This window comes from Microlunatus sp. YIM B11417, assembly GCF_059617205.1.
On the sequence record NZ_JCAMPJ010000002.1, the window covers coordinates 670,742 to 684,186 of the forward strand.

General features: G+C 70.5%; 11 protein-coding genes. 7 read left to right on the forward strand and 4 right to left on the reverse strand.

What is annotated here, in order from left to right; translation table 11 throughout:
- Positions 1-2: 2 nt before the first annotated feature.
- The 3 genes from AC6CCG_RS13525 to AC6CCG_RS13535 are packed head-to-tail and all read left to right on the forward strand — an operon-like array spanning position 3 to position 4,148.
- Positions 3-1,544 (forward strand): NADH-quinone oxidoreductase subunit M, encoded by a 1,542-nt coding sequence (locus AC6CCG_RS13525; protein WP_496655063.1) that lies wholly within the window; start codon positions 3-5, stop codon positions 1,542-1,544.
- Positions 1,544-3,145, forward strand: coding sequence for an NADH-quinone oxidoreductase subunit NuoN (nuoN, locus tag AC6CCG_RS13530; protein ID WP_496655064.1), 1,602 nt, complete (start codon positions 1,544-1,546; stop codon positions 3,143-3,145). The genes AC6CCG_RS13525 and nuoN overlap by 1 nt, the downstream gene beginning before the upstream one ends.
- 28 nt (positions 3,146-3,173) lie before the next feature.
- A complete protein-coding gene (locus AC6CCG_RS13535) occupies positions 3,174-4,148 on the forward strand; it encodes a polyprenyl synthetase family protein (RefSeq protein ID WP_496655065.1) in 975 nt (324 codons plus the stop codon).
- A gap of 311 nt (positions 4,149-4,459) precedes the next feature.
- On the opposite strand, the gene AC6CCG_RS13540 is transcribed toward AC6CCG_RS13535, so the two are convergent.
- Genes AC6CCG_RS13540 through AC6CCG_RS13550 form a run of 3 tightly spaced genes read right to left on the reverse strand, consistent with a single transcriptional unit; the run spans position 4,460 to position 6,890 of the window.
- Complete coding sequence (locus AC6CCG_RS13540) at positions 4,460-5,800, reverse strand: glycosyltransferase (protein WP_496655066.1); 1,341 nt, start codon at positions 5,798-5,800, stop codon at positions 4,460-4,462.
- A gap of 35 nt (positions 5,801-5,835) precedes the next feature.
- The gene (locus AC6CCG_RS13545; RefSeq protein WP_496655067.1) at positions 5,836-6,534 is read right to left on the reverse strand and encodes a hypothetical protein; all 699 of its coding nucleotides are present in this window, start codon (positions 6,532-6,534) and stop codon (positions 5,836-5,838) included.
- Positions 6,531-6,890 (reverse strand): hypothetical protein, encoded by a 360-nt coding sequence (locus tag AC6CCG_RS13550; RefSeq protein WP_496655068.1) that lies wholly within the window; start codon positions 6,888-6,890, stop codon positions 6,531-6,533. Before AC6CCG_RS13550 ends, AC6CCG_RS13545 begins: the two co-directional genes overlap by 4 nt.
- 170 nt (positions 6,891-7,060) lie before the next feature.
- Here AC6CCG_RS13550 and AC6CCG_RS13555 point away from each other — a divergent pair, with 170 nt between their 5' ends.
- From AC6CCG_RS13555 to AC6CCG_RS13570, 4 genes are all read left to right on the forward strand, one after another.
- The gene (locus AC6CCG_RS13555; protein ID WP_496655069.1) at positions 7,061-9,067 is read left to right on the forward strand and encodes a sensor histidine kinase; all 2,007 of its coding nucleotides are present in this window, start codon (positions 7,061-7,063) and stop codon (positions 9,065-9,067) included.
- Positions 9,068-9,074: 7 nt separating this feature from the next.
- Positions 9,075-9,722 carry a response regulator transcription factor gene (locus AC6CCG_RS13560; protein ID WP_496655070.1) on the forward strand — a complete coding sequence of 216 codons (648 nt, stop codon included), beginning with the start codon at positions 9,075-9,077 and terminating at the stop codon, positions 9,720-9,722.
- Between the two features lie 157 nt (positions 9,723-9,879).
- A complete protein-coding gene (locus AC6CCG_RS13565) occupies positions 9,880-10,770 on the forward strand; it encodes a hypothetical protein (protein WP_496655071.1) in 891 nt (296 codons plus the stop codon).
- 236 nt (positions 10,771-11,006) lie between these two features.
- Entirely contained in the window at positions 11,007-11,849 is an 843-nt protein-coding gene (locus AC6CCG_RS13570; protein WP_496655072.1) for an endonuclease domain-containing protein, read from the forward strand.
- 84 nt (positions 11,850-11,933) lie between these two features.
- On the opposite strand, the gene AC6CCG_RS13575 is transcribed toward AC6CCG_RS13570, so the two are convergent.
- Positions 11,934-13,280 (reverse strand): hypothetical protein, encoded by a 1,347-nt coding sequence (locus AC6CCG_RS13575; protein WP_496655073.1) that lies wholly within the window; start codon positions 13,278-13,280, stop codon positions 11,934-11,936.
- Positions 13,281-13,445: the final 165 nt, after the last annotated feature.

The following is a 13,445-nucleotide window of genomic DNA, read 5'->3' on the forward strand; positions in this document are numbered from 1 at the left end:
CGATGATGTTTCCCATTTTGACCACGCTCGCGGTGCTGCCGCTGCTCGGTGCCGTCGCGTTGATCTTCATCAAGGGCACTGCGGCCAAGCAGGTCGCGCTCGCGGTGTCGGTGCTGACCCTGATCGTCGGGATCGTCGCCGCGACCCGGTTCAACCCGGCCGGCGGCATGCAGTTCGTCGAGCAGGTGCCGTGGATCCGGGCGCTCGGCGTGCACTACTCGCTCGGCCTGGACGGCATCGGCCTGACCCTGGTGATCTTGGTCGCCGTCGTCACCCCGGTGGTGATCGTGGCCGCCTGGAACGACGCCGATCCCGTCCCGGGTGCGGACGCGGCTCTGCAGCCGAAGTACGACGCGCGGGTGTTCTTCGCCCTGGTACTCGTCGTCGAGGGCGTCTCGCTGCTGCTCTTCACGGCGACCGACGTGTTCCTCTTCTACATCTTCTTCGAGATCATCCTGATCCCGATGTACTTCATGATCGGCGGCTTCGGCGGCGCCAAGCGGGCGCAGGCGGCCACCAAGTTCCTGATCTACGGCCTGCTCGGCGGCTTCGTCATGCTGGCCGCGGTGATCGGGCTCTGGGTGGTCTCCGCGCAGAACGGCGCGCCGAGCTACCTGCTGTCCGACCTGCGCAACTTGGCCATCGACGAGAACACGGCGCGGCTGCTGTTCTGCGGCTTCATGTTCGCCTTCGCGATCAAGGCGCCGATGGTCCCGTTCCACACCTGGCTGCCGGACGCTGCCGAGGAGTCGACGCCGGGCGGCGCCACGATGATGGTCGGCGTGATGGACAAGTTGGGCACCTTCGGCATGATCAGGTTCTGCCTGGAGCTGTTCCCGGAGGCGAGCCGCTGGGCCACCCCGGTGGTGCTCGTGCTGGCTGTGCTGTCGATCATCTACGGCGCGATCATGGCGGTCGCCTCGAAGAACCTGATGCGGTTCATCTCGTACACCTCGATCAGCCACTTCGGCTTCATCGTGCTCGGCATCTTCGCGTTCACCACGCAGAGCATGGTCGGCTCGACGCTCTACATGCTGAACCACGGGCTGAGCACGGCGGCACTGTTCCTGGTCGCCGGCTACCTGATCAAGCGGCGCGGGTCGGCGCAGATCGCCGACTTCGGCGGCGTGCAGAAGGTGGCGCCGGTGATGGCCGCGTTGTTCCTGTTCGGGTCGCTGGCGACGGTGTCGCTGCCCGGCCTGTCCAGCTTCATCTCCGAGTTCATGGTGCTGGCCGGCACGTTCGGCCGGCATCCGGTGTTCGCGATCATCGCGACGCTGGGCATCGTGCTGGCCGCGGTCTACATGCTGCTGGCGTACCAGCGGACGATGACCGGCCCGATCTCCGACGAGGTCTCGGCGAAGATGTCCGACATCGGGATCCGGGAGCGTCTCGCCCTGGCCCCGGTGGTGCTGTTGATCTTGGCCATCGGGTTCTTCCCGAAGCCCCTGCTGGACGCCATCGAACCGGCCGTGGCGGCCACCATGAGCCAGGCCGGCATGACTGATCCGCAACCGATGCTTGGCGCGGAGGGAGAACGGTGATGCGCGTCGTTCAGGGCTTGGCGGTGCTTCAGATCGATCCGCCGGCGATCGACTATGGGCTGATCATGCCCATGCTGCTGATCTTCGTCGGCGGCTGTGTCGGTGTCCTGGTCGAGGCCCTGGTGCCGCGGGCGTACCGGCTGTCGGCGCAGCTGATCGTCAGCTTCGCCCTGATCGCGGCCGCGCTGTTCATGACGCTGCGCAACGTCGGCGTCATCGGCGCCGGCATCACGGCCGGCACCTCGGTCGTCGTCGACGGCCCGGTCTACTTCATCTGGGCTTTGCTGTTGATCTTCGGCGCGGTCTCGTTCCTCACCTTCGCCGAGCGCAAGATCGAGAACGGCGCCAGCGTGTTCGCCGCCCAGGCCGCGACGGTGCCCGGCACCGTGGCCGAGCGGGAGGCGATCGAGGCCAAGGTGGAGCACACCGAGGTCTTCCCGCTGGCCCTGTTCGCGCTGACCGGCATGATGCTGTTCCCGGCGTCGAACGACCTGATCACCATGTTCATCGCCCTGGAGATCCTGTCGCTGCCGCTCTACCTGCTCTGTGGCCTGGCCCGTCGGCGCCGGCTGCTCAGCCAGGAGGCCGCGCTGAAGTACTTCCTGCTGGGCGCGCTGTCCTCGGCCTTCTTCATCTACGGCGTTGCGATGCTGTACGGCTACGCGGGCTCCTTCGAGCTGGCCGCGATCGATGCGGCACTGCGGAGCAGCCAGCAGGGCCCGGGGCTGCTGCTGGCCGGGATGGGGCTGCTCGGCGTCGGCCTGCTGTTCAAGTTCGGTGCCGTACCGTTCCACTCCTGGACCCCCGACGTGTACGCCGGCGCACCGACCCCGGTCACCGGGTTCATGGCCGTCTGTACCAAGATCGCCGCGATCGGCGCGCTGCTCCGGGTGTTCTACGTCGCGCTCGGCGCGAGCCGCTGGGACTGGCAGCCGCTGATGACCGTGATCGCGGTCGCCACGATGGCCGTCGGCGCGATCCTCGCGATCGCCCAGACCGACGTCAAGCGGATGCTGGCGTACTCCTCGATCGCGCACGCGGGCTTCCTGATGACCGCGTTCGTCGGCGCCTTCCAGGGCACCACGGGTGCCGAGGGCGGGCTGACCAGCGTCTCGTCGGTGATGTTCTACCTGGTGGCGTACGGCGCCGCGACGATCGGTGCCTTCGCCGTCGTGACGATGGTCCGCAACGCCGGCGGCGAGTCGACCGGGCTGGCCAGCTGGGCCGGGCTCGGCAAGCGGTCCCCGCTGACCGCGGTGGTGTTCTCGATCTTCCTGCTCAGCTTCGCCGGGATCCCGCTGACCGGCGGCTTCATCGGCAAGTGGACGGTGTTCGCGGCGGCCTGGTCCGGCGGCGCGCACTGGCTGGTCGTCGCGGCCGTCGTGCTCAGCGTCATCGCCGCGTTCTTCTACGTCCGGGTGATCGTGCTGATGTTCTTCGCCGAGCCGGGCGAGGGCGCGCCGAGCGTCATCCGGCCGGGCTGGACGACACTGGTCGCGGTCGGTATCGGCGTGGTCGCTACTGTGGCCCTGGGAATCTTCCCCGGACCGGTCCTGGACATCGCCCAGACCGCCGGTGAGTTCCTGCGCTACTCGGGCTAGCGCACAACCCCGTTCCAGGAGGAGGACCGTGACTGCAGAGCCGACCGCCGACTTTGCGACCACGGTCGAGGAGCGGCTGGACGAGATCGAGGCGTCGCTGCTGCGGGCCGCCGAGGCGGACACCGCGCTGGTGACCGAGGCGGCGCAGCACGTGATCGCGGCCGGCGGCAAACGGTTCCGGCCGATGCTCGTGGTGCTGGCGTCCTCGTTCGGCCCGCGGCACGATCCGGAGGCCGTCGTGAAGGCGGCCAGCGTGGTGGAGCTGACCCACGTCGCCAGCCTCTACCACGACGACGTCATGGACGAGGCCGTCCTGCGGCGAGGGTCGCCCAGTGCCAACGACCGCTGGGGCAACACGGTCGCGATCCTGGTCGGCGACTACCTCTTCGCCCGCGCCTCGGACCTGGTGGCCGAGCTCGGCCCCGAGTACGTCAGCCTGCAGGCCCGGACCTTCGCCAGGCTGGTCCAGGGCCAGATCGCCGAGACGGTCGGGCCGGCCGAGGGCGACGACCCGTTGCAGCACTACCTCGACGTCCTGGCCGGCAAGACCGGCGCCCTGATCGCCACCTCCGCCCTGTTCGGCGCGATGGTCGCCGACGCGGAACCGGACGTCCAGCAGCGGCTGGCCCGGTTCGGCGAGGAGATCGGCCTGGTCTTCCAGCTCAGCGACGACATCATCGACATCACCAGCGACGACACCGGCAAGACCCCGGGCACCGACCTGCGCGAGGGCATCCCGACGCTGCCGACCCTGCTGCTCCGCGGGTACGACGCCCCGGCCGACCGTGAGCTGCGGAGCCGGCTGGACGGCGACCTGCGCGACGACGCCGCCCTGGCCGCTGTGCTCGCCGAGCTGCGGAGGCACCCGGTGATCGACGAGGCCCGAGCCCAGGTCGGCAAGCGAGCCGAAGCCGCGCGCGCACTGCTCGACCCCCTCCCGACCGGCCCCGCGAAGGACGCCCTCGTCGAACTCTGCGACACCGTCGTCACCCGTACTGCCTGATCCCCGGATCGAGTGGCGAGGAACGACGCGGTTCGTCGAGACTCACGGCGACAGGTCACCACTCGAACGTGCGGGATTCGAAGTGCGCCCGCCAATCGGGGGTGAAGCGGGGTTCAGGGCCGCGGTGGCCGCGCTCGGTGAGCTTCCGATGGACGGCGGCGACAATCTCGCGGCCAGGATCAGCAGGAGCCGCTCTGCGGGGTGAGCAGCCTCGGCCATTCAATGCGCCCACCTTGACCTGCATCACCGACAGTCCGTCGGGACCCCATCGAGTGGCGACCTGTCGATGTTGATCGGACCGATCGGCGTCGTTACCTCGCCACTCGACGAGACGTGGGAGTGCCGACGGGGTCGGAGCGGAGGACGGGTTCGCGGGTTCGGGCGAGGCGTTCGATGAGGTCGGCGGACTCGACCGGGCCGTTGTGGCGCGCGAGGTCGGCCTGGAGCCGCCGGGCGCCGGTCCGGAACCCGGGTTCGCCGAGCAGCCGGCGGACGGCCCGGCGGAGCTGGTCCTCGCTCGGGGTCGCGGTGCGCAGGTTGATCCCGGCGCCGGACCAGGCGACCCGGGCGGCGACCTCCGGCTTGTCCTCACTGGTCCCGGCGACGGCGAGCGGGACGCCGTGCGCGAGGGCCGCCTGGACTCCGCCGTACCCGCCGTTGGTGATCATGGCCGCGGCCTGCGGCAGCACCTCGTCGTACGGCACGAAGGGCAGCACCCGCGCATTGGCCGGTACGTCCTCGGCGGCGACGCCGTCCCGCGCGACGGCGACCACGAAGACGGGCTCGTCCGCGAGGGCCCGGAGCGTGGGCAGCACCAGTTCCTCCGACTGGTCGGCCACCGTGCCCTGGGTGACCAGCAGCAGCGGACGATCGCCGGCCAGGCCGGACCAGTCCTCCGGCTGCCGGGAGCTCCGACCGGCCGAGAAGAGCAGGCCGACGTGGTGCACGTACCGCGGCAGATCGGGGCGCGGGTAGTCCAGGGCCGGCGTGCCGGACTGCAGCAGCAACTGCGTCGACAGGTTGGCGGTGAAGAAGCCGTCGCTCGTCGGAGGTAGTCCGAGGGATGCCCGGACCCTGTTGTGGTGGCGGTCGACGTCGCGCATCATCGCCCGCTGGGCGAGCAGGATGCCGGTCGCCCGGAGGCGGTCCAGAGGTCCGCGGAGCGGTGGCAGCCCCGGCCCGAACGGCGGCAGGTCCCGGCTCGGCAGCACCAGCAGGGTGATCCCGACGGTGGCCCACGGCAGCCCGGTGCGCTGGTGGTGGGCCGCCGCGCCGACGAAGCCGAGATCGGCGACGAGGGCCTGGGCATCGACGCCGGCGGCCACGCGTTCGAGGTCGGCCGACTGACGCGGGATCTCGTCGATGAACACGTGCTTGAGGTCGTACGTCAGCCGGGCCAGACCGGACAGCCTGGCCCGTTCCGGGAAGCGGTCGACCAGACCGCCGTCGCCGGGATCGTGGGCCGAGGCCAGCGGCTCGAAGGAGGCGCCGGTCGCTTCGACGGGCCCGCGGAACCGGCGTCCGGTCAGCCAGGTGACCCGGTGGCCGCGGCTGGTCAGTTCGGCCGCGATCGGCAGCAGCGGGTGGACGTGTCCCTCCACCGGCACCGTGGCGAACAGGATGCGGTGCGGGCCAGGGGTGAGGTCGGACATGGAATTCTCCCTTGCTCGGTCGGGTTCTCGTACGGTCAGGAGGGCGGGCGGCGGAGCAGCGTCACGGCGCAGCCGGCGAAGCCGACGGCCTGCAGCACGGCGCCGATCACCTGCGGCACCTCGTTGCCGAAGAAGAGCAGGCCGATCACGTGCAGTGGCGGCCAGGCGAGGATCCCGAGCGCCGCCCAGACCGGAACCGCCCGGCTGGCCAGCAGCCCGGCGGCCAGCACGGCGGTGCCGCCGAGGTTGCCCAGGACGAAGATCAGGAAGACCCAGCCGGACTCGGCCTGGGCGGCGTCGATCACCGCCGCGTAGTCGGCCGGATGATCACCGCGCTCGGTCATCGCGAGGGTGAGGAAGCCGCTGCTGAGCACGGAGAAGTAGCAGACGTAGCCGGCGACCATCAGCGCGCCGCCGATCAGGACCAGCCGACTGTTCCGGGCTGCGCGGAGCAGGCCGAGCACCGCCGGTACCAGCAGCAGGCAGCCGATCATGCCGGCGATCGATCCGAAGCGGACCAGGTCGGGGTGGGCGCCGTACAGGGCCAGCGCCGCGGCACCGGTCTCGTCGCTGCCGCCGCCGCGGATGGCCAGCAGGTAACAGGTGTTCGTGATCACGAAGCCCCACGGCGCCAGCAGCATCGCCACCGACGTCGCCACCCGCCGGGTCGCGACCGTACGGTGGTTGTCGATCATGGAACCGCCGGCAGCAGCGCGCGGCAGGGTCGCGGTCATCGGGCACCGGCCAGGACAGGCCTGCGCAGACCGGCCAGGACCAAGGCGGAGCCGACCACCGTCAGCGTGATCACCACACCGGCCAAGATCATCGGCGCCGGCGGGACGTCGGGGATGAGGAAGGCCGGCACCGCGGTCAGGGCCGACACGACGCGGGCGACCACCAGCCCGATCGCGGCGGCCCGGCTGCCGCGCCAGGCGAAGATGATCAACACGATGCTGATCACTCCGAGTGCACAGCCGATCAGCGCGATCTCCAGCGGAGGGGTCTGGCCGTCGGTGAGCAGTGGGCCGGCCAGGTCGGCGGCCGACAGTACGGCCAGCAGGATCAGTCCGATCCGGAAGGCGAGCGACATGACAATCTCCTCGGGTCTCGCCGGAGCCGTGGCGCTCCGGTCGAGAACCAGCCTGCGGACGGCGGCTTCCCGATGACCCCGGAGCACCGGGCCGCGGACCGGGACGTCGCCCGGCCGTTCCGGGAGGATTTCCCGGGACACCGGGAGTTCCGGCGGAGCACACTGTTGGCATGACGACGCCGGACCTGACCGCGGGCGAGTCCGCCCCGCGTCCGCCGGCTGCGCGCTTCGTCGCGCTGGCGCTGGGCCTGCTGGCCGGGCTGCTGGTGATCACCGCCGCGGTCGGCTGTGTCCGGCTCGGCTGGTCGGTGGCCGACGCGCTGGACGCCTTCGTGCTCACCAACGCCGTGATGGGTGTCGGGTTCGCCGGCTGCGGTGTGGTCCTGGCCTGGCACCGGACGGCCAACCCGATCGGCTGGCTGTTCGTCGCCGGCGGCCTGCTCCAGACGATGTCCGCGGCACTGGCTCCGTCGGTCCTGGTCGCGGCCGAGGCCGGCGTCTCGGTGGAGCTGCAACGCTGGATGATCACCGGGTTCGGCTACAGCTGGACCTGGGCGATCGGGCTCTGCATCCCGGTGGCGCTGTTGATCTTCCCCGACGGCCGTTCGCTGAGTCCGCGCTGGCGTTGGGTGATCATCGGCGTGGTGATCACAGCGCCCCTGTTCGCGCTCGAGCTCGGCGCCGACCCGACGCCGGTCGAGAACGGGCTGGTCGGCATGCTGACGTTGCCGTTCCACGCCGAGCTGGGCCCGCTCTGGTTGATCACCGAGGTGCGCACCCTGATCGCGTACCTGCTCGGACTGATGTCCCTGGTGCTGCGGTTCCGGCGGGGCACGGAGGTGGCCCGCCGGCAGTTGCTCTGGCTGCTGCTCGCGGTGATCATCGTGGTCGGCGCGCTGCTGCCGTGGAGCTTCGTCGCCGGTACGCCGGTCTTCGTCCTGTTCAGCGTTCCGCTGATCCCGATCGCGGTCACCGTCGCGGTCGTACGCCATCAGTTGCTGGACATCCGGCTCGTGGTGTCCCGGGTGCTGGCCTGGGCGTTGCTCTCGCTGGCCGTCGTGGTCGCGTACACGGGACTGGTGTTCCTGCTGGATCGGGTGATCTCCGAGCAGCTCGGACGCTCCGCCGTCGCGACGGTTCTGCTCGTGCTGGCAGCCGCGCCGGTGCTGCATCGGCTGCAGCGGCTGATCGATCGGGTGATGTACGGCGATCGCGCGGACCCGGCCCGGGTCTGGTCCCGGTTCGGCGCCCAGCTGGCGACCGAGCGGGCCGGACTGACCGGGGTGGCCGAGTCGCTCGGCCGGGCCCTGCGGCTGCCGTACCTCGCCGTGGAGCAGGACGACATCGCACTCGCCTCCTTCGGCCCTGTGCCGGAGCGCCCCGTGCAGCTGCCGCTGATCTATGACGGCGCCACGGTGGGCCGGCTGGCGATCGGGTTGCGCCCCGGCGAGCGACGGCTGGCCGATGCCGACCGGCGGGTCCTCGAACTGCTCGCCGCGCCGCTGGCCGTCGCCGTCCACTCGACCGTGGTCTCGGCGGAACTACAGGCCTCCCGGGAACGCCTGGTCGAGGCGCGGGAGGAGGAACGTCGCCGGCTCCGCCGCGAGCTGCACGACGGGCTCGGGCCTTCGCTGACCGGGATCGCCTTCACCGCCGACGCCGCCGCGAACCAGGCCACGGGCCGGGCCGACCTCACTGGGTTGCTGGATGCCCTGCGCCGCGACGCCCGGGTCGCGCTGGCCGACGTCCGGCGGGTCGTTGACGACCTGCGCCCGCCGGCCCTTGACGAGCTGGGCCTGACCGGTGCGGTCCGGCAGCGGGCCGAGCAACTGGCCTGGCGAGCGGACGGGATCCCGGTCCGCGTCACGCTGGACCTGCCGGACCAGCTGCCTCCGTTGCCGGCGGCGGTCGAGGTGGCCGCGTACCGGATCGCGACCGAGGCACTGACCAACGCGGTCCGCCACTCGTCCGCCGACAACGTCCTGGTCCGGCTCGCCTGTGCGGAACGGCGACTGGAGGTCGCGGTTGCCGACGACGGAACGTCGGGTGCACCCTGGCAGTCGGGAATGGGACTTCAGGCCATGAAGGAGCGCGCGGCCGAACTGGGCGGTGGTTTCGTCGCCGGCCCCTCGCCGTCCGGTGGCCGGGTCAGCGCCTGGCTGCCGCTGGGAACGTGAGGACGCCATGACAGAACGGGATACGCCGATCCGGGTGGTACTGGCCGATGATCATCCGGTGGTCCGGGCCGGACTGTCCGCACTGCTCGGCTCGATGCCCGACATCGAGGTGGTCGGCGTCGCCGCCGACGGTCGCGCCGCGATCAAGGAGGTCGTGCTGCACCGGCCCGACGTCGCCCTGCTCGACCTCGGGATGCCGGAGCTGGACGGCTTCGCCGCGACCCGGGAGATCGTCCGGGCGTTGCCCGGCGTGGCGGTGTTGATCTTGACCATGTTCGACGACGACGACTCCGTGTTCGCCGCGATGCGGGCGGGAGCCAGCGGCTATGTGGTCAAGGGTGCCGAGCAGGAGGATCTCGCCCGGGCCATCCGGGCGGTCGCGGCCGGCGAGGCCATCTTCTCGCCGGGCGTCGCACAGCGGGTGCTGAAGTTCCTCACCACGCCGGCGACGCCGGCGGATCCGTTCCCCGAGCTGACCCCGCGGGAGCGCGACATCCTCGGCCTGCTCGCCGAGGCCCTGCCGAATGCGGCGATCGCCCGCCGCTTCGGCCTGTCCCCGAAGACCGTCGCCAACCACCTGTCGTCGATCTTCGCGAAGCTCCAGGTGGCCGACCGCGCCACCGCGATCCTTCGCGCCCGCGAAGCCGGCCTCTAGCGCCTCCCTTTTCCGCCGACCGGTCACCAAAGCAGGTGTTCTGGCGGCGTGTCGCTGCGGAAGTGACGTCTCGATTCCCGTGGCCCGGTCGCCCGGTAGGGTCGCCATCGCGTCCCCGGGGGTCGACGCAGGACCGAGAGCGAGCCGGGAGAACTGAATGAATGCAGGCGATGCGGGAGCGGCACCGAGGCCTCGGCGCACGGTGTGGGACCTGCTGATCAATCCGCGGTACGGGGTGCATCGATTCGTCGCGCTCTGTCTCGCCGTCGTCCTCACCGCCGGGATCATCTGGGCCGTCATCGTGAGCCGCCAGGCCGCGTTCGAGGGGATGCCCGGGGTGGCGCGCGCCGACGGCGGCACCCATGAGATCGAACTCGGAGCTGAGGCGACCGCGGACCAGGCGCTCGAGGTGCTGCACGCCGCCCGGGACCGCGATGAGGGCTGGATCCTGGTGCTGGGGTCCGCCCGGCTCGCGAGCCGTACCGATGTGGGTGATCAGGCGACCGACGACGCTGCCGCGGTGAACCTGCTGCGCCGGCTGGGCATGGTCCGGCTGACCGCACCGGCGACGATCGCCATCGACCCGTACGGAACCTCGGCCGAGGTGTCCGTCGACCCGTCGGCCCCGCCGATCCCGTTCACGAAGGCCCTGGTCGGTGAGCTCTCCACCGGCGAACCCCTCGACGCCGACCGCGTGATCATCTCCGGCGACTCCGGCGACTCCGGCGACTCCGGCGACTCCGGCGACTCCGGCGACTCCGGCGATTCCGCGGGCCCGACGGTGACTCTGCAGCGAGCCGCCTTCACCCGGTCGGCCGAGACCGTAGCCGTCCTGGCCCTGGTGGAACGCGTGAGCCCGATCCGCCGACTGGTGCTCGGCGACCTCGTCCAGGTCCAGCTGTCCGCCGACGGCCCGTCCCACGCCAACCGCACCTGCGCCCTGGCCCTGGAACGCCTCGGCGACCGCCGGGACGTCGAGGTGACGGTCCGCTACTACGACGCGGGCGACGGCAACGACCAGAGCGACGCCGTGACCCGCCCCTGCTGACCAGGCCGCTCCAGCCCGGATAGCGCGGGGTTGTCGACAACCCGACGTCGTACGAACCCAATCACGTGGGTTTGTCGACAACCGCACGCGCTGAGTTCGCCGTCCACAGGGTGATCTCGGGCCGGGAGTTGTCCACAGAATGCTCGGTACGGGTAGCGGAGCCGGCGGAATGCGGTGATGGTGCTGGAGTGGAACTGCCCAGGTTGCTGACCGTACAGAGTGCGAAACGACACGGATTGAGCGAGCGCCAGCTCTCCGGCCCTCGGTTCCGTCGACTGTTCCGCGGGGTCTACCTGAACTCGCCCGACGAACCGACCTTGACCGAGCAAGCGGCCGCCGCTCTGCTGGTCATGCCCGCGGACGCGGTGATCATCGGCGTGACCGCGCTCTGGCTGCACGGTGTCCAGGTCGGCTCCGCGCAGCCGGTGCGGGTGGCTACGGCCGGGACCAGCCACACGACTCACGCAGGGGTCCGGCTCTCCCGACTCGGCCGGCTGCCGGCGGCCCGGCGCAGGCTCGCCGTGCCGACCGACGCCTGGCTGGCTGCCTGTGCCGAACTTGATCTTGTCGAGGCGACGATCGCCGCCGACTGGTTGATCCGACTCGGGTCGGTGACCGTCGACGGCTTACGCGGCGCCGCCGCAGGTGCGTCGGGACCAGGCGGCCGGGTCGCGCGAAGCGCGGCGGCACTGTCGCGCAGCGGCGCCGAATCACCGCAGGAAACGCGGCTCCGCCTGCTCCTGGTGCTCGCCGGATTGCCCGAACCGAGGTGCAATCCCATGATCGGCACGAGGACGGCCCCGATCGGACGGTTCGACCTTGCGCTGGACGAGTTCATGATCCTGATCGAGTACGACGGTGATCACCACCGCACCGACCCGATGCAATGGAGCCGCGACATTGCCCGGCAGGAAGCTGCGGTCCGGGCGGGATACTCGGTCATCCGGGTCACCAACGGTCGGCTGCAGCAGCCCCGTGAGATCGCTGCGACGATCGACGAGCAACTCCGGGCCCGCGGCTACCGTGGCCGCCCGCCCTCCTTCACCAAAACCTGGCGAAACCTCTTCGAACACCGCTGACCTCGTCCGGAGACGGCGCGGTTGTCGACATCCCGACGCTGAATCCGCCGATCCGCGTGGGGTTGTCGACAATCCCACGCGCGATCACGTCCGGTTCAGGTGGGCGTGCAGGAAGGCGCGGTCGGAGGGTGACCAGGCAGACAGGATGTCGTCGGCCCGGGCGGCGAGGGCGACGGCGGCGGGTTCCGGGCTGGCGGTGAGGCGGGTGCGGAGGTCGGGGAGTTCGGCGAGTCGGTCGGCGATCCAGGCGAGGTCGTCGGGGCCGATCGATCCCTCGCCCAGCCGGTGGTGCAGCATCCGGGGGTCGGCGGCCGGTCCGGCGCTGAAGTACGACTTCGAGCGGAAGTACAGCCGGTGCAGGGTGAGCAGGTCCTCGACGTCGCCGGGCCGGGCGGCCGGGCCGAGCAGGGCGGGCCCCAGGCGCGCGGTGAACTCGTCCATGGACAGGTCGGGATCGGCGAGGAAGGCGCGGACCGCGTGCCGGTTGACGGCCACGATCGGGTCCTCGTACGGGTTGTCGTGCCGGGACAGGTGATCGAAGCCGAAGGGGCGGAGCGGCCGGCCGATCAGGTGCGGCTCCCGCATGTCGGCCTGGGGCGGCCGGTAGGTGAAGAACTCGAACGGCGGGAAGTAGCAGGCGATGTCGTGTTCGCGGACCAGCCGGCAGGACGCGCGGACCCGCTCCGGGTCGCCGACCATGATCGAATAGTCGGCGTAGTAGCTGTAGCTCGCCCGGTCGATCAGGCCCGGCTCGAGGTCGGCGCTGTGCGAGGTGAAGACCAGCTGCCAGCGCGGGTCGTACGGATGCGCCTGGCCGCGGTCGGAACGGAAGTAGTGCGGATAGATGATCAGTTCGCCGTCCGGATGATCACTCCAGAAGTCCTCGGAGAGTTCCTTGATCAGGTCGTACTCGAGGCTGAAGTAGTCGCCGGTGCCGCTGCCCAGCTTGAGATCCGAGGACTCGATCAGGATGCCGTCGGCCTGTGGGTAGAAGTCCCGGTAGAGCTCGCGGACGTAGTCCAGCACCAGCCGCCGGGACTCCTCGAGGGCCGGATTGAGCGCGTACCCCCAGCAGTGGATGCCCTGCGATTCGAGGTAGTTCCCATCCGCGCCGATCGCCCGCAGCCGCGGCTGTTCCAGCGGGAACTGGTTGATCCCGTCGTAGTCGTACGGGACGAAGCCGAGCAGCGTCTTGATCCCCAGCGTGTGCCCGTAGTCGATCAACTCGCCGAGGAAGTCCTGCTCGATGTTGCGGTGCTCCCGGTTGTACTGCCAGGTGATCGGGAACCGGCGGGACCGGAACCCGCCGCCGGTCCAGAGCACGATCCGGCTGGCACCGTCGGCGGCGTAGCTGCGATAGATCGACTGCCAGGCGTCCAGTCCGAGGGTCGGCATCCGGCCGAAGGTCAGGTAGTACGCGAGATCGGTCATGACCACCTCCGAAGCGAAACGGTAGCGAGCCGCTCCCGGGCGCCGATCACGGTTCGCAACTCCCGTTAGACCAGTCGGGTTCCGAGTTGCCGGAAGTACCTAGCACGACGGCAAATCCCAGCTTCGCAGAGGCCTCGTGTGGTCTAGCGGTAATGACCGCGGTGT

Coding starts and splice junctions, on each gene's coding strand:
- AC6CCG_RS13525 (WP_496655063.1), top strand. CDS start 3: ATGATGTTTCCCATTTTGACCACGCTCGCGGTGCTGCCGCTGCTCGGT.
- nuoN (WP_496655064.1), top strand. CDS start 1,544: ATGCGCGTCGTTCAGGGCTTGGCGGTGCTTCAGATCGATCCGCCGGCG.
- AC6CCG_RS13540 (WP_496655066.1), bottom strand. CDS start 5,800: ATGTCCGACCTCACCCCTGGCCCGCACCGCATCCTGTTCGCCACGGTG.
- AC6CCG_RS13545 (WP_496655067.1), bottom strand. CDS start 6,534: ATGACCGCGACCCTGCCGCGCGCTGCTGCCGGCGGTTCCATGATCGAC.
- AC6CCG_RS13550 (WP_496655068.1), bottom strand. CDS start 6,890: ATGTCGCTCGCCTTCCGGATCGGACTGATCCTGCTGGCCGTACTGTCG.
- AC6CCG_RS13555 (WP_496655069.1), top strand. CDS start 7,061: ATGACGACGCCGGACCTGACCGCGGGCGAGTCCGCCCCGCGTCCGCCG.
- AC6CCG_RS13560 (WP_496655070.1), top strand. CDS start 9,075: ATGACAGAACGGGATACGCCGATCCGGGTGGTACTGGCCGATGATCAT.
- AC6CCG_RS13565 (WP_496655071.1), top strand. CDS start 9,880: ATGAATGCAGGCGATGCGGGAGCGGCACCGAGGCCTCGGCGCACGGTG.
- AC6CCG_RS13575 (WP_496655073.1), bottom strand. CDS start 13,280: ATGACCGATCTCGCGTACTACCTGACCTTCGGCCGGATGCCGACCCTC.